Genomic DNA, 22,133 nt, shown 5'->3' with positions numbered 1-22,133 from the left:
CTAGAACGCCGTCAGGTACTGGTCGATCTCCCACGGCGTGACGGTGCCGTGGTAGGCGAAGAACTCGTCGCGTTTGACGTCGGCGAAGTAGGAGGCGACACCGTCGCCCGCGACGTCGAGCACGCCGGTGACGATCGGATCGGTCTCCAGGGATTCGATCGCGTGCAGCAGCGTGGGCGGCAGAGCCGCCGGTCCCTGGGCGCCCACGGCTCCCGGGTCGAGGCTGCGCTTGACGCCGTCGAGGCCGGCACCCAACGCGGCGGCGATCGCGAGATACGGATTGGCCGAGCCGTCGCCGCCGCGCAACTCGATGCGTTGACTGTCGGGCACCCGGATGTAGTGGGTGCGATCGTTGCCGCCGTAACTGGGCTTGCGAGGGGCCCACGAGGCGCCCGATGCGGTCGAGGTGGCACCGGTTCGCTTGTAGGAGTTGACGGTCGGCGCGACGACGGACTGCAGCGCGCAGGCGTGGTCGAGGATGCCGCCGATGAACGCGTATGCCGTCTCGGACAGGCCCAGGCCCCGCTCGTCGGCGTCGGCCGGGAAGACCGGCGTCCCGGCACTGGTCAGTGACAGGTGCAGGTGCAGGCCGCTGCCGGTGCGGTCGGAGAACGGCTTGGGCATGAAGGTGGCCACCATGTCCCGTTCGGCGGCGATCATCGACAGCAGGTAGCGCAGGGTAATCACCCGGTCGGCGGTGGTCAGTGCGTCGGAGAACTCGAAGTTCTGCTCGAACTGCCCGTTGCCGTCCTCGTGGTCGTTGGCGTAGTTGGACCAGCCGAGTGAGTTCATCGCGGTGGAGATCGCGGTGAGGTGTTCGTACATCCGGGTGACGCCGCGCGCGTCGTAACAGGGTTGGGCGGCAGTGTCCGCCGCGTCGGCGGTGGCCAGCGTGCCGTCGGCGCCGCGGCGTAGCAGGAAGTACTCGACCTCGGCGCCGACCCAGGGTTCGAATCCCGCGTCGGCGGCGCGCTGGATCAGACCCCTGAGGATGACCCGCGGCGCGTACGGCCACGGCGCGCCCCCGACGTGAGGGTCGCAGTGCACCAGGGCCAGGCCCTCTTTGATGAACGGGATCGGGGTGAACGAGGCGGGGTCGGGGATGGCGATCAGGTCGGGGTCTTTGGGTTCCTGGCCCATCGCGCCGACGGCGTAGCCGGCGAAGCCGACGCCCTCGGTGGCCAGCAGCTCGACCGATTCGACGGGAACCAGTTTGGCGCAAGGCTTTCCGCGCAGGTCGACGAACAGCGCGAGGATGAATTTGGTGCCGGATTGTTCGGCGAGGGCGGCGAGATCGGAGGGCATAGCACCAGCACTTTCGTCTCTTGTTATGAATCAAGGTATCACAGTAGGAAACTTCAGCAAGCCGAGGAAACCCCGGTCACCGGCTGCCGTGAGAGCGGCCCACGGCAGCCGGGCCGGGGAATCAGACTTACTGTCAGGCGAATTCGAGCTCGTAGGCCGAATCCCGGTGGAACTTGGCGTCGATCCCCTTCTCCTCCTCGTCGGAGGAGATGCGGATACCCATCGTCTTCTTGAGGACGTAGGCGATGGCGAAGGCGACCGCGAACGAGTAGACGGCCACCGCGCCCGCGGCGATCGCCTGCTTCCACAGCTGTTCGAGACCGCCGCCGTAGAACAGACCGCTGACCTTGCTGGGCATGGCCTCGGAGGCCAGCAGGCCGATCAGCAGGGTGCCGATCACGCCACCGACCAGGTGGACACCCACCACGTCCAGGGAGTCGTCGTAGCCGAGCTTCTCCTTGAGGCCGACGGCGAGCACGCAGACCGCGCCGGCGATGGCACCCAGGACGATGGCGCCGACGGGGGTGACAGCGCCGCAGGCCGGGGTGATGGCGACCAGGCCGGCAATCGCACCCGACGCCGCGCCCACGCCGGTGACGTGGCCGGTCTTCAGCTTCTCGACCGCGATCCAGGCCAGGGTGGCGGCACAGGTGGCGACAAACGTGGTGACCATGACGATCGCCGCGGAATTGCCTGCGGCCAGGGCGGATCCGCCGTTGAAGGCGTACCAGCCGGCCCACAGCATGCCCGCACCCAGCAGGGTCAGTGGAACGTTGTGCGGCTTGCGCAGCTGGCCGAACAGTGCGGACTTGCCCAGCACGATGGCCAGCGCCAGGGCGGCGGCGCCGGCGTTGATGTGCACCGCGGTGCCACCGGCGAAGTCGACCGCGTGCAGCTTGTTGGCGATCCAGCCGCCGACGGAGTCCTCCGAGAACGTCCCGTCAAAGGCGAACACCCAGTGTGCGACAGGGAAGTACACCAGCACAGCCCAGACGCCGGCGAAGATCATCCAGGCGCCGAACTTCATCCGGTCGGCGACCGCGCCGGAGATCAGCGCCACGGTGATGGCCGCGAAAAGTGCCTGGAAAAGGGAGAATAGGCTTACTGGTAGGCCATTGACGGACGTCATCGGCTCAACCAGATTCTTCATGCCTGCGAACTCGGTGATGCTGCCGAGCAGTCCGAGGTCGCCGTAGGACGTCCCGAACGCCATCGAGAAGCCGAACAGCACCCACAGCACGCCCACCAGGGCGACTGCGCCGAACGTCATCATCATCATGTTCGTCGAGCTCTTGACCGAGACCATGCCGCCGTAGAACAGGGCAAGGCCCGGGATCATCAGCGTGAGGCCGATGATGCAACACAGCATGAATGCCGTGGTTCCTGTATCCATCAACATCTCCTGGGGGTGGCGGCCCGGACGGGCCGATCACTGGGAGTTGACGACGTTTCTGTTACGTGGACCGGCTCGTTGTGTTGCGGTGACGTAAACCTCGGCGCCGCCCGGCGGTGAGGACCCCGTTACGGAACGTTCATCGACAGAAACGCTCGGGAAATCCGTATACCGCACCGTATACAGCCATGGATACAGCGCACGCCGAACATCATTCGGCGCTTGGTGAGGAGTACGAGAACCAGCCCGTCCCGGCGTCCGCCCGCAAATCGCTGTTCGCGGTGTCGGCGGTGTGGGTCGGATTCCCGATGATCATGACGTCGGCGGTGTTCGCCGGCATCGTCGTCTACAACCTCGGCTTCGTCGCCGGAATGGCGGCGATCGTCGTCGGTGACCTCATCCTCATGGGCTACGTGGGCACGCTGAGCTACCTGGCCGGGCGCTCTGGCAAGAACTTCGCGCTCACTGCGGCGGACACCTTCGGAACCAAAGGTTTTCGCATCGTGTCGGCGTTTCTGTCCGCGCTGGTGATCGGCTGGTTCGCCTTCCAGACCGGCATGGTGGGCTCGACGCTGAACTTGTCCATGGGGTGGAGTGCACCGTGGATCACGCTGCTGGCCGGGGTGCTGTTCGTGGCGCTGACCTTCGTCGGGATCCGGGCGATCTCGTGGATCGGGGTGGTGGCCTCGGTGCTGTTCATCCCGCTCGGTGTGGTCGCCGTGGTGTTGGCGGCGGCCGATGACGGCATCGGATCGGCCCTGTCCTACGGCGGCGGAGCCGGGGCGAGTGCGTTCAGTTTCGGTGTCGCCGTGACGATGGTCTTCGCGTGCTTCGCCGACTCGGGCACCATGACCGCCGATTTCACGCGGTGGGCCCGCAACGGTAGGGAAGGTGCGCTGGCGGCGTTCGCCGCATTCCCGGTCGCCTACTTCATCGCTCAGCTGGTCGGCGCGCTCGTGGTCGCGCTCGGCGCCGCCGCCGCGGCCGACACCGCGGGCGGCGACTTCCTGCATGTCCTGGTCAGCGCCGGGGGAGTCCTGGTGCCCCTGGCGATCGTGTTCGTCTTCGTCAACCTGGGCAGCGTGTGCGCGCACTGCCTGTACAACGGGGCCGTCGGATTCGGGAACATCACCGGAAAGACCATGCGCCAGTTGACGATCGTGCTCGGCATCGTCGGAACCGTTGCCGCGGTGGCCGGTATCTGGTCGTACTTCGCGACCTGGCTGAACATCCTCGGGGTGCTGGTACCCCCGATCGGCATCGTTCTCATCCTCGACCAGCTGGTGTTCTCCGCCAGACGCACGTCATCGGTGGCCGGGCTCTACTGGAAGCCGTTCGCCGCATGGGCGATCGGAGCCGGGGGAGCGCTGCTGACGCACTACTACGCGCCCCAGCTGTCCGATGCGGTCGTGGCGATGGTCGTCGGCGGCCTGGCCTTCACCGCCCTGGCGTACCTGCCGGTGCGCACCGAGCAACCCGTTCTCGTGGGAGAGACCGTATGACCGTCACCATTGCCGCCAACCCCTACGTGTGGCCCTACGACGGTGACATCCCCACCGCGCGAACGGCGTTGATCAACATCGACTGGCAGGTCGACTTCTGCGGCGAGGGCGGATACGTCGACACCATGGGCTACGACCTGTCCCTGGTGCGTACCCCGCTCGGCCCCGCACAGGAAGTGCTCGCCGCAGCCCGCGCCGCCGGCCTGTTCATCGTCCACACCCGTGAGGGCCACCGGCCCGATCTGTCGGACCTGCCGGCCAACAAGCGCTGGCGCTCGGCCCAGATCGGTGCCGAGATCGGCTCGGCCGGGCCGTGCGGACGGATCCTCACCCAGGGCGAGCCGGGCTGGCAGTTGGTACCCGAGATGGCCGCTCTACCAGGCGAACCCGTCATCGACAAGCCGGGCAAGGGCAGCTTCTACGCGACGGATCTGGAACTGGTGCTGCGCAACCGCGGCATCACGCACATCATCTTCACCGGGATCACCACCGACGTCTGCGTGCACACCACCATGCGTGACGCCAACGACCGCGGATACGAATGCCTCGTCGTCTCCGACGCCACCGGTGCCACCGACTACGCCAACCACGTTGCGGCGCTGAACATGATCACCATGCAGGGCGGGGTGTTCGGGGCGCATGCCACCAGCTCCGATGTGGTGGCCGCGCTCAAGGAACTGCAATGACCACGACCCACGTGGAGGAACCGGTCTCCCTGCGCGACCGCGTCTATCTCGACCTCGGCAAGAAGCTCATGGTCGGCGAGATCGACCATCGCACCCGGTTGGTCGAGTCCCAGCTGTGCGAGACGCTCAACGTCAGCCGGACCCCGCTGAGAGAGGCACTGGTCCGGCTGCACGCCGACGGCATGCTCGAGCGCAGGCCCGACGGGTACTACCCGGTCGCGCTGGACATCCCGGGCGTCCGCGACCTCTACGAGCTGCGCATCACCATCGAACTGCGCGGCATCACCCGGATCCTGGAAACCGATGAGCTGCACTACGACAAGGACCGGCTCGCGGCATTGCGCGCGGAGTGGCTGGACCTGAAGGCCAGCCCGCCCGCACCGGACGGTGACATGGTGCTGCGCGACGAGTCGTTCCACCTCGAGCTGTGCGCGGCATCCGGGAACAAGGCGATGGTGGCCACGCTCGACAACCTCAACCGGCGGATCCGGCTGATCCGGATGTACGACTTCGTCACCGAAGAACGGGTGATCGCCACCATCGACGAGCACCTCCAGATCGCCGACCTCCTGCTCGATGATCAGCTCGACGCCGGCCGCACCGCCTTGCATGAGCATGTCGGGGCGAGTTTCGACGTGGTCGAGCGGCGTGCACTGCGAGCGCTGAGCGCCCGAGCGCTCGGCCAGTCCGTCACCTCGCTGGAGGCACTCTGGAAGTAGCGGTTGGCTAGTTCCCGTCCGATCCGGGCAGGGGGCGTTCTCGCACAGTCGGGGTACCGAGCCGCCAGGCCAGCCAGGGCAGCGCCGCATCGAATGCCGTACTGGCCGCCTGGAAATCGTGCCCGCCCTTGTAGCCCACCACGGAGCATTCGACGTTGTAACCGCTCAGCAGGGCGCACAGCTTGTTGGCGTTGGAGGCGTGCTCCTCGGAGAACGTGTCCCACCCGGCGATCGCCTCCTCCGACGGAGGAGTGGTCGTGGGGTCACGGTGGATGGTCGGCGTGCTTTCGCCGACGCCGAGCCACGCCGCCATGGTGTCGTACGGGCCGTGCCGGGTGATCACCGTCTTGGGGTCGAACGCTTCCCAGGCTGCCTGGTCGCCGCCGAAGAGTCGTGCGATGGTCTGGTCTTTGGTACCCGCATTGGGGCCGAGGGTGCCGTCCAGCCAGACGAATGCGCTGAACATCTCGGGATTGCGGACCGCGGTGTTCAGGGCGCACGTCGCACCCGAAGACCATCCCGCCAGTCCCCAGTTCTCGGCTTTCGGGCTGACCCCGAAGCGTGAAATCAGGTAGGGCACGAGGTCTTTGGTCAGGTGGGACGCGGCGTTGCCGCGGGTCCCGTCGACGCATTCGGTGTCATTGCTGAACTTGCCTGCGATGTCGGGGAATACGATGACCGGCGCATTGCCGTGATGCAGTCCGGCGAAGTCGTCGAGCGTCTGCAGGGCGCCGGTCGATTGCAGCCAGTCGTTGGGGTGGTTGAACTCGCCGCCCATCAAGATGACCGCGGGTAGTTGTGGTGGCGGGTTGCTGGCGAACCAGGCCGGCGGAAGGTAGACCACCTCGGTCCGGTGCTCGAAACCCGATGCGTCGGCAGGGATGTTGACCCGCACCACCGTGCCGCGGGTCGGTATCTCACCGGACTGCTGAAGCGCGGCGAGCTGGGATTCATCGATCCACTGTTCCGGCTCGGTTTGGGTCACCCGGAGCCAGAAGGCCCGGACCGTGGGGAAGTAGCCGGTCGCGGTGTTGAGCGCGGCAAGACCGCACACCACCATCATCACCACGGACAGCACGGACACCAACCGCCGCCACCACGCGGTGCCATGCCAGCCGCCGATCAGAACCGTGACGGCGAATCCGAACATCGCCGTCCAGAAGATCGTGCCGAACGAGATGGCGTCGGCGGACCAGCCCTGCTCCCGGACGAACAGTCGCGCGGCCGCCGCGAGGCCGACGCCGACGAGCACCGCGGCGAGCAGCCAGCGCCTCATCCACTCCCGAGACCGGCCGCGGCCGACCGCGACCACGATGGCGATCAATGCCAGCAGTTGTAGCGTGATCGGGATCAGACCGTTGGTCAGGGACAAGTTCATGTGGGTGGGCCCTCCCCGATCTCACGCGAAAGCTTGTGTAGCAGCAGGTCTGGCTGGTCGGCCAACTGCCGTAGCGCGGCACCGTATTCGGGATGGGCCAACGCGAAGGCGAACTGCGCGACCAGATAGTCGGCCGGATTGCCGGTGTCATACCAGTGCCCCTGGATCACCTGGCCGTAGACGGCGTGGTCCCTGGCATGGGCGTTGATCGCGTCGGTCAGGTAGATCTCGCCGGGCTGGGTCTGGGTGTACCAGCGCTTCGTCTGCTCACGAAGCTCGTCGATGATCCCCGGTGTGACGACATAGCCACCGATCGCGGCGTACTCGGAGCGCGCCTCGTGGGGTTGTGGCTTCTCGACGATCCCGGTGATCCGCAGCAGCCCGCCGTCCAGATCCTCGTCGATGATCGGCACGCCGTACCGGCGGGAATTCTCGGGAGCCATCGGCATCAACGCCAGCACCGGGGACGAGGTCTGTTCATAGGCCCGGATCAGTTGTTGGGCGCGCGGCACCTCGGCGACGAAGACGTCGTCGGGCCACAGCACCAGGACCGGCTCGTCACCGAAGGAGCGTGAGGCATTGAGCACCGGTGTGCCGTTGCCGTACGGACCGTGCTGATGGAGGTAGGTGATGTGGCCGCGCGCAGAGAGCTCGCCGACCTCCTCGACCGCGTCGGCGTACGCGTCCTTGCCGTCCGCGCGAAGCTGGTCGACCAGGGTCGTATTCGGGCGAAAATGCTCCTCTATCAAGGTCTTTCCGCCGGACACCACGATCGTGATGTCGGTGATGCCGGAATTGACCAGCTCGCGCACGGTGTGTTCGATGACAGGCTTGTCGCCGACCGGCAGCATTTCCTTGGGGATGGCCTTGGTCAGCGGCAGGAGACGCGAACCGATCCCCGCGGCGGGGATGACGGCTTTGCGAATGGCCTGTCCTGCCATGTGTTCCTTTCCCGGTGCTTCACCAAAACTAGCCGGTGCGCCGGTCAGCCGAGCGGAATTCCCCAGCGCCCACCGAAGGCAATCTGCTCCAGCGGTAGCCGTTCGCGGGGCCGGCCGTCGCGTTCGGCGATGGCCTCGTCGACGTGGGAGTAGTCGCCGAGCGTGCCGACGGCGATGACGGCCAACGGCTGCACACCGTCGGGAATCTCGAACGCTGCCCGGGCACCGTCGATGTCGAAACCCGCCATCGGATGGACGATCAACCCGCGGGACACCGCCTCGACGGTCAGCTGCGCGATCGCCGCCCCGGCGTCGACCGCCGAGTACAAGGCCGTCCTCTCATCTTCTCCCTGGTCGGCACACACCAGGATCAGCGCGGAGGCCGCGTGCGCGTAGCTGTTGCCGCGTTTGAGCAGGCCGGCCAATGTAACGAAGGTCTCATCCCCTCGCCGGCCCACGACAAACCGCACCGGCTGCCGGTGACCCCAACTGGCGGCCCACCGCGCCGCCTCGAGCAGCGCGGTGACCTGGTCAGCGGTAATGGTGGCATCGGGATCGAACGCCCGGGGACTCCAGCGGGCCGCGAGATCGGGATGGATCGGCACAGAGGTGGCGGCCGACCGACCGCTCGGCGTGTCAGGCACGTCAGCCAAGCTACCGGCGGAGAAAATCGCGTGCGCGTCTCCCTTATCCTGTTTGGGACTCATTCCCGAAGCTCGAAGGGTTAGATAGTGGCGCTCGTCGTACAGAAGTACGGCGGATCCTCGGTATCGGATGCCGATCGGATCCGTCGGGTGGCCGAGCGCATCGTCGAGACGAAGAAGGCAGGCAACGACGTCGTCGTCGTGGTCTCGGCGATGGGCGATACCACCGACGACCTGCTTGACCTGGCCCGTCAGGTTTCCCCGGCCCCGCCTGCGCGCGAGATGGACATGCTGCTGACCGCCGGTGAGCGCATCTCCAACGCCCTCGTCGCGATGGCCATCGAGTCCCTGGGTGCACAGGCGCGCTCGTTCACCGGCTCGCAGGCCGGCATCGTCACCACCGGCACCCACGGCAACGCCAAGATCATCGACGTCACCCCTGGTCGCCTTCGCGATGCGCTGGACGAGGGCGTCATCGTGCTGGTCGCCGGGTTCCAGGGCGTCAGCCAGGACAGCAAGGACGTCACCACGATGGGCCGCGGCGGCTCGGACACCACCGCCGTCGCCCTGGCCGCCGCGCTCAAGGCTGACGTCTGCGAGATCTACACCGACGTCGACGGCATCTTCACCGCCGACCCGCGCATCGTGCCCAATGCCCGCCACCTCGACACCGTCTCTTTCGAGGAGATGCTCGAGATGGCCGCGTGCGGCGCCAAGGTGCTGATGCTGCGCTGCGTCGAATACGCCCGCCGGTACAACGTGCCGATTCACGTTCGTTCGTCGTACACGGACAAGCCCGGCACCATCGTCAAAGGATCGATCGAGGACATCCCCATGGAAGACGCCCTTCTGACCGGAGTAGCCCACGACCGCGGGGAGGCCAAGGTCACCGTCGTCGGCCTGCCCGACGTGCCGGGTTACGCCGCCCAGGTGTTCCGCGCCGTCGCCGACGCCGACGTGAACATCGACATGGTGCTGCAGAACATCTCGAAGGTCGAGGACGGCAAGACCGACATCACCTTCACCTGCCCGATGGACAACGGCCCGACGGCCGTGGAGAAGCTGACCGCGCTCAAGGATGAGATCGGGTTCAGCCAGGTGCTCTACGACGACCACATCGGCAAGGTGTCGCTGGTCGGTGCGGGCATGCGCAGCCATCCCGGCGTCACCGCCAAGTTCTGCGAGGCGCTGGCCGAGGTCGGCGTCAACATCGACCTGATCTCCACCTCCGAGATCCGGATCTCGGTTCTGGTCAAGGACACCGAGCTGGACACGGCCGTCCGCGCGCTGCACGAGGCTTTCGACCTCGGCGGCGAGGACGAGGCCGTCGTCTACGGCGGAACGGGGCGCTGACATGGTCAACATCGGTGTCGTCGGTGCGACCGGCCAGGTCGGCCAGGTCATGCGCACCCTGTTGGAGCAGCGGAACTTCCCGGCCAGCTCGGTCCGGTTCTTCGCCTCGGCACGGTCCGAGGGCAAGAAGCTGACGTTCCGCGGCCAGGAGATCGAGGTCGAGAACAGCGAGACGGCCGATCCGTCCGGTCTGGACATCGCGTTGTTCTCCGCCGGAGCGACGATGTCGCGCGTGCAGGCCCCGCGGTTCGCCGCGGCCGGCGCGGTCGTCGTCGACAACTCGTCGGCCTGGCGCAAGGACCCGGAGGTTCCGCTGGTCGTCTCGGAAGTCAACTTCGCCCGCGATGGTCGGGTTCGTCCCAAGGGCATCATCGCCAACCCGAACTGCACCACCATGGCCGCCATGCCGGTGCTCAAGCCGCTGCACGAGGAAGCCGGGCTGACCCGCTTGGTCGTGTCGAGCTACCAGGCGGTGTCGGGCAGTGGCCTGGCCGGTGTCGAGGAGCTCGCATCGCAGACACGCGCGGTGGTCGACGCAGCCGAGCAGCTGGTGCACGACGGCTCGGCGCTGACGTTCCCGGCGCCGGTGAAATACGTTGCACCCATTGCCTTCAACGTGATCCCGCTGGCCGGATCACTGGTCGACGACGGCTCCGGTGAGACCGACGAGGACCAGAAGCTGCGCAACGAGAGCCGCAAGATCCTCGGTATCCCGGACCTTCTGGTCTCGGGCACCTGTGTTCGCGTTCCGGTGTTCACCGGGCACTCGCTGTCGATCAATGCCGAGTTCGCCCAGCCGCTTTCGGTTGAGCGGGCCAAGGAACTGCTGGCCGGTGCCGCGGGTGTGAAACTGGTCGACGTGCCGACCCCGCTGGCCGCCGCCGGCGCCGACGAGTCTCTCGTCGGCCGGATCCGCCAGGATCCGGGTGCGCCCGACGGACGTGGTCTCGCTCTGTTCGTGTCCGGCGACAACCTGCGAAAAGGTGCCGCGCTGAACACGATTCAAATCGCTGAACTGCTGGCCGCCGAGCTCTGATCCGCGGGTGAACCCGGCCCGCAGGTTCGCCGTTGTCGCGATGCTTGCTGCGGCGGTGTGGCAGGCCCCTTTCGCCCGGGCCACTCCGGGCTTCGGCGATCCGGTGGTGCCTCCGCTGGCCCCCGGCCAGGTGTTGCGAATCGGGCCGAGCGCAGGAACCGGTACGCCCACGGCTGATTACGGCATCGGCGCGACGGACCTCTGTGAGTTCATGGAGTTTCCCAGCCGGGTGCTCCAGGTCTGCGGTGACAGCTTCGCCGGCCAGGCCGTCGGCTTCGGCGGCTGGCACTCGCCGGTGGCCCTGCACGTCGATGCCGACTCGATCGAGGACGCGGGCGGGGTGCGCTACCGGGGTGTCACCGGGGTCGACAAGCCGTTGCTGGCCGACCCGACGCCGCCGGGCGGATCCCAGTTGCCGGCCGGCGTGGTGGCGATCAACCGTGAGAACTACATGATGGTGACCACCACCTACAACCTCAAGCCGTACAGCTCCCGGTTGGTGAAAGCCGATGCGGCCCAGCCTAATTGGCCGACGGTGCCCGGTTCGGTACGTGACGCCAAGTTTCTGGGTGGAGCGCAGTCGCAGATCACGGGCTACTACGACCCGGTCCCGGCACAGGATTCTCCGAGTGGGTGGGTCTACATCCTGGCCAACAATTTCGACCGCAGCAGCCCGCCGTTCCTGTACCGGGCGAACCCGAAGACCTTCACCGACCGGGCCGGCTGGCAGGGCTGGTCGTCGGCGGGTGGCTGGGGCAAGCCGCCGACGCCGTTGTTCGCCGACCGTACGGGGGAGATGAGCATCCGGCAGATCGACGGCAAGCCCGTGCTGTCGTACTTCAACGCCACCAACGGAAACATGGAGATGCGGGTCGCCTACGACCCCACCGGGCTGGGTACGGCGCCCGTGACCACGGTGGTGTTCGCCAGTGCCTGGCCCGACCCGGTCGACTCGTTGCCTCCGCCGGAGGTCAACCAGTTGGCCCAGCCCTACGGCGGCTACATCTCGCCGGGATCGACGCTGGATCAGGTCCGGGTTTTCATCAGCCAGTGGAACACCATGGCCCGCGGCGGCTCGCCGTACCGCGTGATCCAGTACGCCGTGAACCCGATCAAGCCGTGGGAGCAATAGTCCCGGGTCTTTCAAAGCTGATTCACAGCCAATTCTTGATCAGCACCTCACCAGCCCTCGCATGCTCGTGTCATGACTGAAACACCCCCCGATCCTGCGACCGAACCAGTGGCCACGACCGAGCCTGTCGCGGCAGCGCCGGCGACCGTGGTCGCCACTCCCGCCCCGACTGTCGAGAACAAGCCGAGTCGTCTGCTTCAGGCGCTCGCCTGGGTGGGTATCGCGGCCGGCACCGTCTTCATCGTCGCCGTGGTCTTCGGCACCGGGTTCTTCCTCGGCGCGCATTCCGGTGGCGGCGACGGCCATCACCACCGCGGCGGCCACGACCGCGGCGGCATGATGATGTTCCATCGCGGTGGACCGGACGGCGGACCGGGGCGGATGGGACCGCCGCACGGCATGATGCCGCCGTGGGGTCCCGGTGGGCCCGGCTCGTTCGGCCCGGGTGGTCCCGGTTGGGGACCCGGTGGCCCCGGCGGTCCGGGCAGCGGCCCGGAGCGTCCTGAGACGCCGCCGACACCCGCACAGCCTGCGCGACCATAATCACAGTCCGCTCTTTTGGACTGACTCCAAAGAGCGCGCATACTGGAGCCGTGACCACGGTGCATGAACACGACCCCAAGGCCCTGTTGCGGGCTGCCGGGCTGCGTGTGACCGCACCGCGGGTCGCGGTTCTCCAGGCGCTGGCCGACCATCCGCATTCGACTGCAGACGATGTGGCCGGTCTGGCCCGCGAAAACCTCGGCTCGGTGTCGACCCAGGCGGTCTACGACGTGCTGCGGGCCTGCGTCAATGCGGGTCTGGTCCGTCGTATTGAACCCGCCGGCTCCTCGGCGCGCTACGAGACCCGCGCCGGCGACAACCACCATCACCTGGTCTGCCGGGTGTGTGGCGCGGTCGCCGACGTCGATTGCGCGGTCGGGCAGACCCCGTGCCTGGAGCCCTCTGAACTGGCCGGATTCGCGGTTGACGAAGCCGAAGTCGTGTTCTGGGGAGTCTGCGCGGATTGCCAGACACCCGCACCCAACTAGACCACTCTGCAGCCCAACGGACGCCCCGGCCACTTCCCCTTGGTGGCCGGGGCGCCTGTCTTTTCACCCAAGCACTGGGTGGGGTCCGGGGAATCGTGAGATTCTCGCTAACCATGACGCGCAATCGGCTCCTGGTTGCGGCACTGATCGCGGTGCCGCTGCTGGCCGCCGGCTGCGGCGCGGGGACCGAACCCGAGCGCGGCGCGGCGATGGTCTTCGCCGTCGGCGATTGCGTGAGCGTCCCGGCCACCACGCCCGTTGCTCCCGAAGTGACCCGCGCCGGCAAGGTGTCCTGCAACGTCGATCCCAGCTACACGGTCGGGGCCATCGCCGACGGTGCCGGGAACTGCCCGAGCGCCGAATACCAGCACCTGCCCGCCAAGCTGGCCGATCCGTCGACCGCGCGCCTGTGCCTGGTTCCCAATCTGGTCGCCGATCACTGCTACGAACTCGGCATGCCCGCGGGCATGGTGGAGCTGACCGACTGCACCGCACGCACCGAACGCGGTCCGGGCGTGATGGTTCAGGTGACCCAACGGCTGGACGTACGGGACGGGTCGGCCTGCCCCGCCGAAACAGGGCACTACGCCTGGCCTTACCCGTCGCCGGCGCGAACCTATTGCACGCGGACGGTTCACTAACTGGCATGATCGAGGCCATGCGTGCCCTGACTGTCGGTTTCGGGCTGGCCGGTCTCGCGCTGGCATTGGCTGCACCTGCTGGTGCGCGTCCCTCGGATCCTGGTGTCGTGTCCTATGCCGTCATGCCCAAAGGCTCGGTGGGCAACATCATCGGCGCTCCGATGACGTGGGAGTCCCAGTTCACCGTCCCGTTCCAGGCTTTCTCGGTCGAGAACCCGGTGTGCAACAACTGGGCCGACATCGGCCTGCCCGAGGTGTTCAACGACCCGGACCTCGCCTCGTTCAACGGCGCCACCACCCAGACGTCGGCCGGCGACGACAACCATTACGTCAAGCAGGCGATCGGGGTGTTCGCGACGCCGGAGGCCGCCGACCGTGCCTTTCACCGTGTGGTGGACCGCACCAACGGCTGCTCGGGCCAGACCACCGCGATGCACCTGGACAACTTCGTGACCCAGGTGTGGACGTTCACCGGCGGCCCGGCGAGCGCCACCGACGCGGATTGGGTGAAACAGGAGGCCGGCACGGACCGGCGCTGTTTCAACACCACCCGCAAACGGGAAAACGTCCTGCTACAAGCCAAGGTGTGCCAGTCCGGCAACGCCGGCCCCGCGGTCAACGTGCTGGCCGGCGCCATGCAGAACACGCTCGGGCAGTAGAACGTGTCGGTCCGATCTGGATGATGGAACAGAACCGAGCCGTTTGAATCCGGTGAGGACCGGGAGGGGTGGTTGCCATGGCAGTACCCGTCAGGGCTGATGCGGCCCGTCTGACTCCCGTCGAGTTCACCAGCGCCGAACATGCCGCGGCGTTCATCGGGGCGCACTGCCTCGATGACGGGCCGGTCGGGCAGGTCGGTCTGGAGATCGAGGCGCACTGTTTCGACCTCGACGATCCACTGCGGCGTCCGGGGTGGGAGGAGCTCTCCGAGGTCATCGCGGCGGTGCCCGCGCTGCCCGGTGGCAGCCGTATCACCGTCGAACCCGGGGGCGCGGTCGAACTGTCCGGTCCGCCGGCCGACGGACCGTCGGCCGCGATCGCCGCACTGCTGGCCGACCGGGCCGTGCTGCGCGCGGAGTTCGAACGCCGCGGTCTGGGCCTGGTGCTGCTGGGTGCCGATCCGGTCCGGCCCACTCAGCGGGTCAACCCGGGCCCGCGCTATCAGGCCATGGAGCAGTTCTTCGCGGCCAGCGGATCGGCCGAACCCGGCGCAGCCATGATGACGTCGACCGCCTCCGTTCAGGTCAATCTCGACGCCGGTCCGCGGGACGGCTGGGCGGAGCGGGTACGGCTGGCGCACGCGCTCGGCCCGACGATGATCGCCATCACCGCGAATTCGCCGATGCTCGGCGGGCAGTTCACCGGCTGGCAGTCGTCACGGCAGCGGGTGTGGGGGCAGCTGGATTCCGCGCGCTGTGGCCCGATCCCGGGCGCCGACGGCGATGATCCGGCCAGTGACTGGGCGCGCTATGCGTTGCGGGCGCCGGTGATGCTCGTCAACACCCCGGATGCCGTTCCAGTGACCAACTGGGTCCCGTTCGCCGACTGGGCCGACGGACGCGCGGTACTCGGCGGCCGCCGCCCCACCGAAGCCGATCTCGAGTACCACCTGACCACACTGTTCCCCCCGGTCCGGCCGCGGCGCTGGCTGGAGATCCGTTATCTCGACAGCGTTCCGGACGCCCTGTGGCCCGCCGTGGTGTTCATGACGACGACTCTCCTGGATGATCCGGGGGCCGCCGCGATCGCCACCGAGGCGACCGCGCCGGTGGCCACCGCTTGGGACCGGGCCGCCCGGATCGGGCTGGCCGATCGCCGCCTGCAGGAAGCGGCCGTCGCGTGCGTCTCGGCCGCGGCGGAGCGGGCCCCGGCGGAGTTGACGGAATCGATGGCGCAGTTGACGCGTTCGGTCCAGGAGGGGCGCTGCCCGGCCGACGATTTCGCCGACCAGGTGGTGACTCACGGAATCGCTTCTGCGATGAGCCAACTGGTGAAGGGCGAGCTTTGACCACACGCGAGACGCTGGCACAGCAGCTCACCAGGGCGCGGGAACGCACCTTGGGCCTGGTCGACTTCGACGATGCCGAACTGCATCGCCAGTACAGCCCGTTGATGAGCCCGCTGGTCTGGGATCTCGCCCACATCGGCCAGCAAGAGGAGCTGTGGCTGCTACGCGGCGGCAACCCGGACCGTCCGGGCATGCTGACCCCCGAGGTGGACCGGCTCTACGACGCCTTCGTGCACACACGGGCCAGTCGCGTCGACCTGCCCCTGCTGCCGCCCACCGATGCGCGCACATACTGCGCGACGGTGCGGTCCCGCGCGCTCGATGCCCTCGAATCCCTTGACGCCGACGACTCGGGGTTCAACTTCGGGTTGGTGATCAGCCACGAGAACCAGCACGACGAGACCATGCTGCAGGCGCTGAACCTGCGGGCCGGACCGCCGTTGTTCGACACCGGCAGCGCGCTGCCGGCCGGTCGGGCCGGAGCGGCAGGCACTTCCGTGCTGATCCCGGGTGGCCCGTTCGTGCTCGGGGTGGACGAATTCACCGAACCGCACTCGCTGGACAACGAGCGTCCGCCGCATACCGTCGAGCTGCCTGCCTTCTCCATCGGGCGGGTGCCGGTCACCAATGCCGAGTGGCGCGAGTTCATCGACGACGGCGGCTATCAACAGCGGCGATGGTGGTCCGAGCCCGGTTGGGCGCATCGTCAGGAGGCGGGGCTGACGGCACCCGAGTTCTGGGGGCACGATGGCACCCGCACCCGGTTCGGCCACATCGAGACGATCCCGGCCGACGAACCGGTCCAGCACGTGACGTTCTTCGAGGCCGAGGCGTACGCCGCCTGGGCGGGAGCCCGGCTGCCCACCGAAATCGAATGGGAGAAGGCCTGCGCCTGGGACCCGGTGGCGGGGAGCCGACGCCGATTCCCATGGGGCACTTCCGAACCCACCGATGCGCTGGCCAACCTCGGCGGCGACGCGCGCCGGCCCGCCCCGGTGGGTGCGTATCCGGCCGGTGCATCGGCCTACGGCGTCGAGCAGATGCTGGGTGACGTCTGGGAATGGACCACGTCCGCGCTGCGGCCGTGGCCCGGCTTCACGCCGATGGTGTACGACCGCTACACAGAACCTTTCTTCGACGGGGACTACCGCATCCTGCGCGGCGGTTCGTGGGCGGTGTCCGCCGACATCCTGCGGCCGAGCTTCCGCAACTGGGACCATCCGATCCGGCGCCAGATCTTCTCCGGCGTGCGGCTGGCCTGGGACGTCTGATGTGCCGGCATATCGGATGGCTGGGCGCACCGCGATCGGTGGCCTCACTGGTGCTGGACCCGCCGCAGGGCCTGCTGGTGCAGTCGTATGCGCCGCGTCGCCAGAAACACGGACTGATGAATGCCGATGGTTGGGGTGCAGGGTTTTTCGATGAGGGCGTGCCCCGGCGGTGGCGCAGCGACAAGCCGCTGTGGGGCGACGCCTCCTTCGCCTCGGTCGCACCGGCGTTGAGCAGTGGGTGCGTGGTGGCCGCGGTGCGCTCGGCGACCATCGGCATGCCGATCGAACCCTCGGCCTCGGCGCCGTTCACCGACGGACACTGGCTGCTCTCGCACAACGGGGTGGTCGACCGGGCGGTGCTGCCGTTGACCGGGGAGGCCGAATCCGTCGTGGACAGTGCGGTGCTGGCCGCGCTGATCTTCCAGCGGGGTCTGGACGCACTGGGGCAGACGATTGCCGAAGTCGGCGCGCTGGATCCGAATGCCCGGCTGAACATCCTGGCTGCCAACGGTTCTCGTATGGTGGCCACCACCTGGGGCGACACCTTGTCGATGCTGCGACTGCCGGATGGCGTCGTGCTCGCGAGTGAACCCTACGACGACGATCCCGGCTGGTCCGACATCCCGGACCGCCATCTGGTGCACGTCTCTGACTCGCATGTCGAGCTCACCCCACTGAAAGGTTCGGTATGACGCTCACCCTGTCCAACTATCTGGCGGCCGATTCCGCTGCCACCGCGCTTCGTCGCGATGTGCGCGAGGGGCTGGCCCAGTCGCCGAAGATGCTGCCGCCCAAGTGGTTCTACGATTCGGTTGGTAGCGATCTGTTCGACCAGATCACCCGGCTGCCCGAGTACTACCCGACGCGCACCGAGGCGCAGATCCTGCGGGACCGCTCGCCGGAGATCACCGAGGCCGCCGGGGCCGACACCCTCGTCGAGCTGGGCAGCGGCACTTCCGAGAAGACCAGGATGTTGCTCGACGCCATGCGCGACGGCGGGCAGCTGCGCCGGTTCATCCCGTTCGACGTCGACGCCAGCGTGCTGCGTGCTGCCGGTGACGCCATCGGCCAGGAGTATCCCGGCATCGAGATCGACGCGGTATGTGGTGATTTCGAAGAACACCTGGGCAAGATCCCGTCGGTGGGGCGTCGCCTGGTCGCGTTCCTCGGTTCGACGATCGGCAACCTGACACCCGGTCCGCGCGCGGATTTCCTGACGTCCCTGGCCGAGACCCTGCAGCCCGGGGACAGCGTGTTGCTGGGCACCGACCTGGTCAAGGACACCGACCGGCTGGTCCGCGCCTACGACGACAGTGCCGGCGTCACCGCGGCGTTCAACCGCAATGTGTTGTCGGTGGTGAACCGTGAGCTCGACGCAGATTTCGACCTCGACGCCTTCGAGCACGTGGCGAAATGGAATGCCGACGAGGAGCGGATCGAGATGTGGCTGCGGGCGGACGCGCCGCAGCAGGTCAGGATTGCCGGTCTGGATCTCGATGTCGCATTCGGTGCCGGTGAGGAGATGCTGACCGAGGTGTCCTGCAAGTTCCGCGCCGACGGGGTGGCCGATGAACTGGCGAGAGCCGGCCTCCGGCAGACCCATTGGTGGACCGATGATGCCGGTGACTTCGGACTGTCGCTGGCGGTGAAGTGAGCCTCGCGCAGCAGTGGGCGGACGCTCGCCCCAAGGTCGCCGGACTGCACCTCGACAGTGGCGCCTGCTCGCGGCAGAGCCTCGCGGTGATCGATGCCGTCGCCGCACATGCCCGCCATGAGGCCGAGGTCGGCGGCTACGTGGCTGCGGAGGCGGCAGTGCCTGTGCTCGCTGCGGGCCGGGCCGCGGTGGCGGCACTGACCGGGCTCGATGCCGCTGACGTGGTCTACACGACGGGCTCCAACCACTCCCTGGACCTGCTGCTCGGCAGCTGGGCGGGGGAGCGCACGCTGGCCTGCCTGCCCGGCGAGTTCGGGCCGAACCTCGCGGTCATGGCCGCCAACGGTTTTCAGGTGCGTGCCTTGCCTGTTGACGGGGATGGCCGGGTTGATCTCGACGAGGCGGCCCGCGTGCTGGCCTCCGATCCGCCGGCACTGGTGCATTTCACGGCGCTGGCCAGCCACCGCGGCGTGGCTCAGCCCCTGGCTGAGATGGTCGCGGTGTGCCGCGAGGCAGGGGTCCCGATCTCGGTGGACGCCGCGCAGGCATTCGGGCATCTGGACTGCAGCGTCGGTGCTGACGCGATCTACTCGTCATCGCGCAAATGGCTGGCCGGGCCGCGTGGGGTGGGTTTCCTGGCCGTGCGGCCGGAACTTGTTGGGCGGCTACAACGACGCGTGCCTCCGGCGTCGTGGGATGTTCCGGTGAGCGTGCTGGCGAGCTTCGAGCACGGTGAGCACAATGCCGCGACCCGCGTCGGATACTCGGTTGCGCTCGGTGAACATCTGGCCGCCGGACCGGATAGCGTGCGCGGCCGGCTCGCCGAGGTGGGCCGCACAGCCCGGGAGGTTCTGGCCGCGGTGCCCGGATGGCGGGTGGTGGAAGCCGTCGATGAACCAACCGCGATCACCACGCTCGAACCGACCGACGGTGCCGATCCGGTTGCGGTGCGGGCCTGGCTGATCGCCGAGCGCGGAATCGTCACCACCGCATGTGAACTCGCGCGGGCTCCGTTCGAGATGGCCAAGCCGGTGCTGCGGGTTTCGCCGCATGTCGACACGACTGCCGAGGATCTGGAGCAGTTCGCCGAGGTGTTGCGGGACGTGCCTTAGCCAGTTTTCCAGCAATTGTCAGTGGCGCGGACTACACTCGAACGTATGTTCGATATCGAGTTCGATCCGGCGGCACCGGGTCGGCTCGTGGACGCGCTAACTGACAGTGCGCGTGCCGAGGCGCGGTTGATCGCGACCCGGATGGCGGCGGTGGCGGACTTGTTGGCGCAGCGCACCGCCGAACTGAATGTCGAAGGTGTGCACCCGAACTACATGATCCTGACTGGGTTCGCCCGCGCGAGCGCTGAGGTGGGGGCGGCGTTGAACCTGACGTCGGGCGCCGCCAGCCGGCTTGTCGGGCAGGCCGAGGCATTGCGCGACCGGCTGCCCCGATTGGCCGCACTATTGAGTGACGGTCAGACCGATTGGCGCACTGTCGAAATCGTCATCACCCGGACCCGGTTCGTCTCGCCGAGGGTGATGGAGCAGCTGGACGAGGACCTGGCGCAGCGGATTACCGGGTGGCAGTGCTGGTCGGACGGGCGCATCACCACCACCGTGGATGCCAAGGTGCAGACCTTGGACCCGGCCGCGATCTGTGAACGCGAACACGCGACCAAGCGCCGCAGGGTCAAGGTCAGCGCACGCGGGGATGGCACAGCCAAGATCGACGCCATCGTCACGACTCGTGCCGGATTGACCTTTGACTCAAAGCTTTCGGAAATGTCAGCCAGGCTGTGCCCGAAAGATCCGCGTAGCAACGACCAGCGCCGCTCTGATGCGATCGAGGCCCTGGCCGAGGGACGAGAGCTGTCATGCGAGTGCGGCCGCGCGGAGTGCCCGGTCCGGTCGACGAACGAGCCTTCAGAACCGGTCAAGGTGGTGGTCAACGTGATCGCCGAACGTGACACGGTCCTCGGAGCCGGGACGGCGGCCGGGTATGTGTGTGGCTTCGGGGTGGTCGACGCCGAGCAGGTGCGGGAGCTCGCTGCCGAAGCCACAACGAGGCTGGTGACCGAGCCGGACGTGGATGCTGCGGCCGCGCTGCGTTATCAGCCGACGGTGTCGGTCCAGCGCTGGGTCCGTTGCCGCGACCTGACGTGTCGCTTCCCGGGCTGCGAGCACCCGGCCGAGGACTGCGACATCGACCACACGGTGCCGTTCGACCACAGCGATCCATCTCGCGGTGGGCTGACTGTCCCGGCCAACCTGAAATGCCTCTGCCGTTTTCATCACCGGCTCAAGACTTTTGGCGGGTGGAGCGATGAGCAGTACCCGGACGGCACCGTGGTGTGGACGTCGCCGAGCGGCAAGACGTATCGCACGACGCCGGGCGGAGCGGATCTGTTCAACAGCTTCAGCCCCGCGCCGTGCGGCCAGCCCAGCCCGCAGCGGCCCCGGACTCTCAGCCGCGCGGCGCGTATCGAACAGACCCGCGCCAAGAACCGGCGGCTCCGCCCGGTCAACAAGGCCTACCGCCGTACCCAAGCGGCCCGCCGACAGGAATTGGATCGGCGGCGCAACCGCAACCGGATGCGGGCCACCCTGAAATTCTTCAAAGGCGATGAGCCCAGCACCAGTCCGTACTGCGCCTGGATCAACGACCCATTCGAACCCGAGGAACTACCCCCGGACTGGGAGCCGCCTCCGCCACCGCCGCCGGCCCCGGAGGACCCACCGTTCTGAGCGGGTGGGTCAGGCCTTGTGCGCGGTCAGCAGGAACGCCGGGAACTTGATGCGGCCCTTCTCGTCGAGCGCGTGCTGCGGCAGTTCGACGGGGGCGTCCACGGGCAATCCAGCCGCATTCGCATGGATGAACGCCGGCCGGATGTCGTCGACCTCCCAGTACTTGGACACTGCCGCCCGCAGCTCGTCCTCGTCGACCTCGTTGGGCTTGGTCTCCAACTCGGCCGGGAACGCGCCCTTGGCGAACACCAGCACGTAGTAGTGCGCACCCGGTGCCGAGGCCCGGTGGATGGATTTCAGGTAGCCGTCGCGACCTTCGACCGGCAGGGAATGGAACAGGGTCGAGTCGATCACGGTGTTGAACCGGCCGTCGTAACCGGTGAACGAGGTGATGTCGGCTTGGGCGAAGCTCGCCGCCGACAGCCCACGCACCTGTGCGGCATTGTTGGCCGCGGCGATCGCCGTCGGGCTCAGATCCAGGCCTACGACGGTGTAGCCGTCCGAGGCCAGCGCGAGCGACAACTCGGCATGCCCGCAGCCGGCGTCGAGCACATCGCTTTCGAACTTCCCGGCCCGGTGCAGCGCTGCAAGCTCGGGCTGCGGCTCACCGATATTCCACGGTGGCGGGCCCTCGAAACCTGCTTCCCCCTTGTACGCGCCATCCCAGTCCAAGACCTGTCCAGATGTCATGGCTCCAACGT

General features: G+C 67.7%; 22 protein-coding genes. 16 read left to right on the top strand and 6 right to left on the bottom strand.

The genetic code is table 11. From position 1 onward, the window contains the following. Nucleotides 1-1,305: a type III glutamate--ammonia ligase gene (gene glnT / locus TX88_RS26725; protein ID WP_044521304.1), complete on the bottom strand. Its 1,305-nt coding sequence runs from the start codon at nucleotides 1,303-1,305 to the stop codon at nucleotides 1-3. 133 nt (nucleotides 1,306-1,438) lie between these two features. After that, entirely contained in the window at nucleotides 1,439-2,698 is a 1,260-nt protein-coding gene (locus tag TX88_RS26720; RefSeq protein WP_044522060.1) for an ammonium transporter, read from the bottom strand. Between the two features lie 188 nt (nucleotides 2,699-2,886). Here TX88_RS26720 and TX88_RS26715 point away from each other — a divergent pair, with 188 nt between their 5' ends. The 3 genes from TX88_RS26715 to TX88_RS26705 are packed head-to-tail and all read left to right on the top strand — an operon-like array spanning nucleotide 2,887 to nucleotide 5,605. Beyond that, nucleotides 2,887-4,200: a cytosine permease gene (locus TX88_RS26715; RefSeq protein WP_044521302.1), complete on the top strand. Its 1,314-nt coding sequence runs from the start codon at nucleotides 2,887-2,889 to the stop codon at nucleotides 4,198-4,200. Continuing rightward, the gene (biuH, locus tag TX88_RS26710; RefSeq protein ID WP_044521299.1) at nucleotides 4,197-4,886 is read left to right on the top strand and encodes a biuret amidohydrolase; all 690 of its coding nucleotides are present in this window, start codon (nucleotides 4,197-4,199) and stop codon (nucleotides 4,884-4,886) included. The genes TX88_RS26715 and biuH overlap by 4 nt, the downstream gene beginning before the upstream one ends. After that, on the top strand, nucleotides 4,883-5,605 hold the full coding sequence (locus TX88_RS26705) for a GntR family transcriptional regulator (protein ID WP_044521297.1): 723 nt from the start codon (nucleotides 4,883-4,885) through the stop codon (nucleotides 5,603-5,605). The genes biuH and TX88_RS26705 overlap by 4 nt, the downstream gene beginning before the upstream one ends. Nucleotides 5,606-5,612: 7 nt before the next feature. Here the strand turns inward: TX88_RS26705 and TX88_RS26700 are convergent, their stop codons facing one another. From TX88_RS26700 to TX88_RS26690, 3 genes are read right to left on the bottom strand one after another with little or no spacing between them, the layout of a single operon-like run. Beyond that, nucleotides 5,613-6,983, bottom strand: coding sequence for an alpha/beta hydrolase (locus tag TX88_RS26700; RefSeq protein ID WP_044521293.1), 1,371 nt, complete (start codon nucleotides 6,981-6,983; stop codon nucleotides 5,613-5,615). Next, nucleotides 6,980-7,924, bottom strand: a complete 945-nt coding sequence (locus TX88_RS26695) for a UTP--glucose-1-phosphate uridylyltransferase (protein WP_044521285.1) — start codon at nucleotides 7,922-7,924, stop codon at nucleotides 6,980-6,982. The genes TX88_RS26700 and TX88_RS26695 overlap by 4 nt, the downstream gene beginning before the upstream one ends. A gap of 44 nt (nucleotides 7,925-7,968) precedes the next feature. After that, nucleotides 7,969-8,568, bottom strand: a complete 600-nt coding sequence (locus tag TX88_RS26690) for a nitroreductase family protein (RefSeq protein WP_044521278.1) — start codon at nucleotides 8,566-8,568, stop codon at nucleotides 7,969-7,971. 87 nt (nucleotides 8,569-8,655) lie between these two features. Between TX88_RS26690 and TX88_RS26685 the strand changes: the two genes are divergently transcribed. The 13 genes from TX88_RS26685 to TX88_RS26625 all read left to right on the top strand — a co-directional run bounded on the left by TX88_RS26685 (nucleotide 8,656) and on the right by TX88_RS26625 (nucleotide 21,432). Further along, a complete protein-coding gene (locus tag TX88_RS26685; RefSeq protein WP_044521271.1) occupies nucleotides 8,656-9,921 on the top strand; it encodes an aspartate kinase in 1,266 nt (421 codons plus the stop codon). A gap of 1 nt (nucleotide 9,922) precedes the next feature. Beyond that, on the top strand, nucleotides 9,923-10,957 hold the full coding sequence (locus TX88_RS26680; protein ID WP_044521263.1) for an aspartate-semialdehyde dehydrogenase: 1,035 nt from the start codon (nucleotides 9,923-9,925) through the stop codon (nucleotides 10,955-10,957). Nucleotides 10,958-10,997: 40 nt separating this feature from the next. Further along, the gene (locus tag TX88_RS26675) at nucleotides 10,998-12,089 is read left to right on the top strand and encodes a DUF4185 domain-containing protein (protein WP_209447111.1); all 1,092 of its coding nucleotides are present in this window, start codon (nucleotides 10,998-11,000) and stop codon (nucleotides 12,087-12,089) included. A gap of 72 nt (nucleotides 12,090-12,161) precedes the next feature. Next, a complete protein-coding gene (locus TX88_RS26670) occupies nucleotides 12,162-12,632 on the top strand; it encodes a hypothetical protein (RefSeq protein ID WP_044521250.1) in 471 nt (156 codons plus the stop codon). A 50-nt stretch (nucleotides 12,633-12,682) separates the two neighbouring features. Beyond that, the gene (locus TX88_RS26665) at nucleotides 12,683-13,120 is read left to right on the top strand and encodes a Fur family transcriptional regulator (protein ID WP_044521244.1); all 438 of its coding nucleotides are present in this window, start codon (nucleotides 12,683-12,685) and stop codon (nucleotides 13,118-13,120) included. A gap of 113 nt (nucleotides 13,121-13,233) precedes the next feature. After that, nucleotides 13,234-13,761, top strand: coding sequence for a hypothetical protein (locus TX88_RS26660; protein ID WP_044521241.1), 528 nt, complete (start codon nucleotides 13,234-13,236; stop codon nucleotides 13,759-13,761). Between the two features lie 17 nt (nucleotides 13,762-13,778). Next, complete coding sequence (locus tag TX88_RS26655; RefSeq protein WP_044522055.1) at nucleotides 13,779-14,420, top strand: sensor domain-containing protein; 642 nt, start codon at nucleotides 13,779-13,781, stop codon at nucleotides 14,418-14,420. Between the two features lie 77 nt (nucleotides 14,421-14,497). Continuing rightward, nucleotides 14,498-15,769 carry an ergothioneine biosynthesis glutamate--cysteine ligase EgtA gene (gene egtA / locus TX88_RS26650; RefSeq protein ID WP_044521240.1) on the top strand — a complete coding sequence of 424 codons (1,272 nt, stop codon included), beginning with the start codon at nucleotides 14,498-14,500 and terminating at the stop codon, nucleotides 15,767-15,769. Further along, entirely contained in the window at nucleotides 15,766-17,040 is a 1,275-nt protein-coding gene (gene egtB, locus TX88_RS26645; RefSeq protein ID WP_044521239.1) for an ergothioneine biosynthesis protein EgtB, read from the top strand. The genes egtA and egtB overlap by 4 nt, the downstream gene beginning before the upstream one ends. Then, on the top strand, nucleotides 17,040-17,732 hold the full coding sequence (gene egtC, locus TX88_RS26640) for an ergothioneine biosynthesis protein EgtC (RefSeq protein WP_044521238.1): 693 nt from the start codon (nucleotides 17,040-17,042) through the stop codon (nucleotides 17,730-17,732). The genes egtB and egtC overlap by 1 nt, the downstream gene beginning before the upstream one ends. Continuing rightward, nucleotides 17,729-18,694, top strand: a complete 966-nt coding sequence (egtD, locus tag TX88_RS26635) for an L-histidine N(alpha)-methyltransferase (RefSeq protein ID WP_044521237.1) — start codon at nucleotides 17,729-17,731, stop codon at nucleotides 18,692-18,694. The genes egtC and egtD overlap by 4 nt, the downstream gene beginning before the upstream one ends. Then, entirely contained in the window at nucleotides 18,691-19,806 is a 1,116-nt protein-coding gene (egtE, locus tag TX88_RS26630; RefSeq protein WP_044521236.1) for an ergothioneine biosynthesis PLP-dependent enzyme EgtE, read from the top strand. Before egtD ends, egtE begins: the two co-directional genes overlap by 4 nt. A 45-nt stretch (nucleotides 19,807-19,851) precedes the next feature. Next, nucleotides 19,852-21,432, top strand: a complete 1,581-nt coding sequence (locus TX88_RS26625) for an HNH endonuclease signature motif containing protein (RefSeq protein WP_044521235.1) — start codon at nucleotides 19,852-19,854, stop codon at nucleotides 21,430-21,432. Between the two features lie 9 nt (nucleotides 21,433-21,441). On the opposite strand, the gene TX88_RS26620 is transcribed toward TX88_RS26625, so the two are convergent. Further along, the gene (locus TX88_RS26620; RefSeq protein ID WP_044521229.1) at nucleotides 21,442-22,122 is read right to left on the bottom strand and encodes a class I SAM-dependent methyltransferase; all 681 of its coding nucleotides are present in this window, start codon (nucleotides 22,120-22,122) and stop codon (nucleotides 21,442-21,444) included. Nucleotides 22,123-22,133: the final 11 nt, after the last annotated feature.

Origin of the sequence: Mycolicibacterium septicum DSM 44393 (assembly GCF_000455325.1) — a bacterium.
Lineage (GTDB): Bacteria > Actinomycetota > Actinomycetes > Mycobacteriales > Mycobacteriaceae > Mycobacterium > Mycobacterium septicum.
Note: the sequence above shows the minus strand (reverse complement) of the source record. Positions and strands in the feature narration are given on the sequence as shown.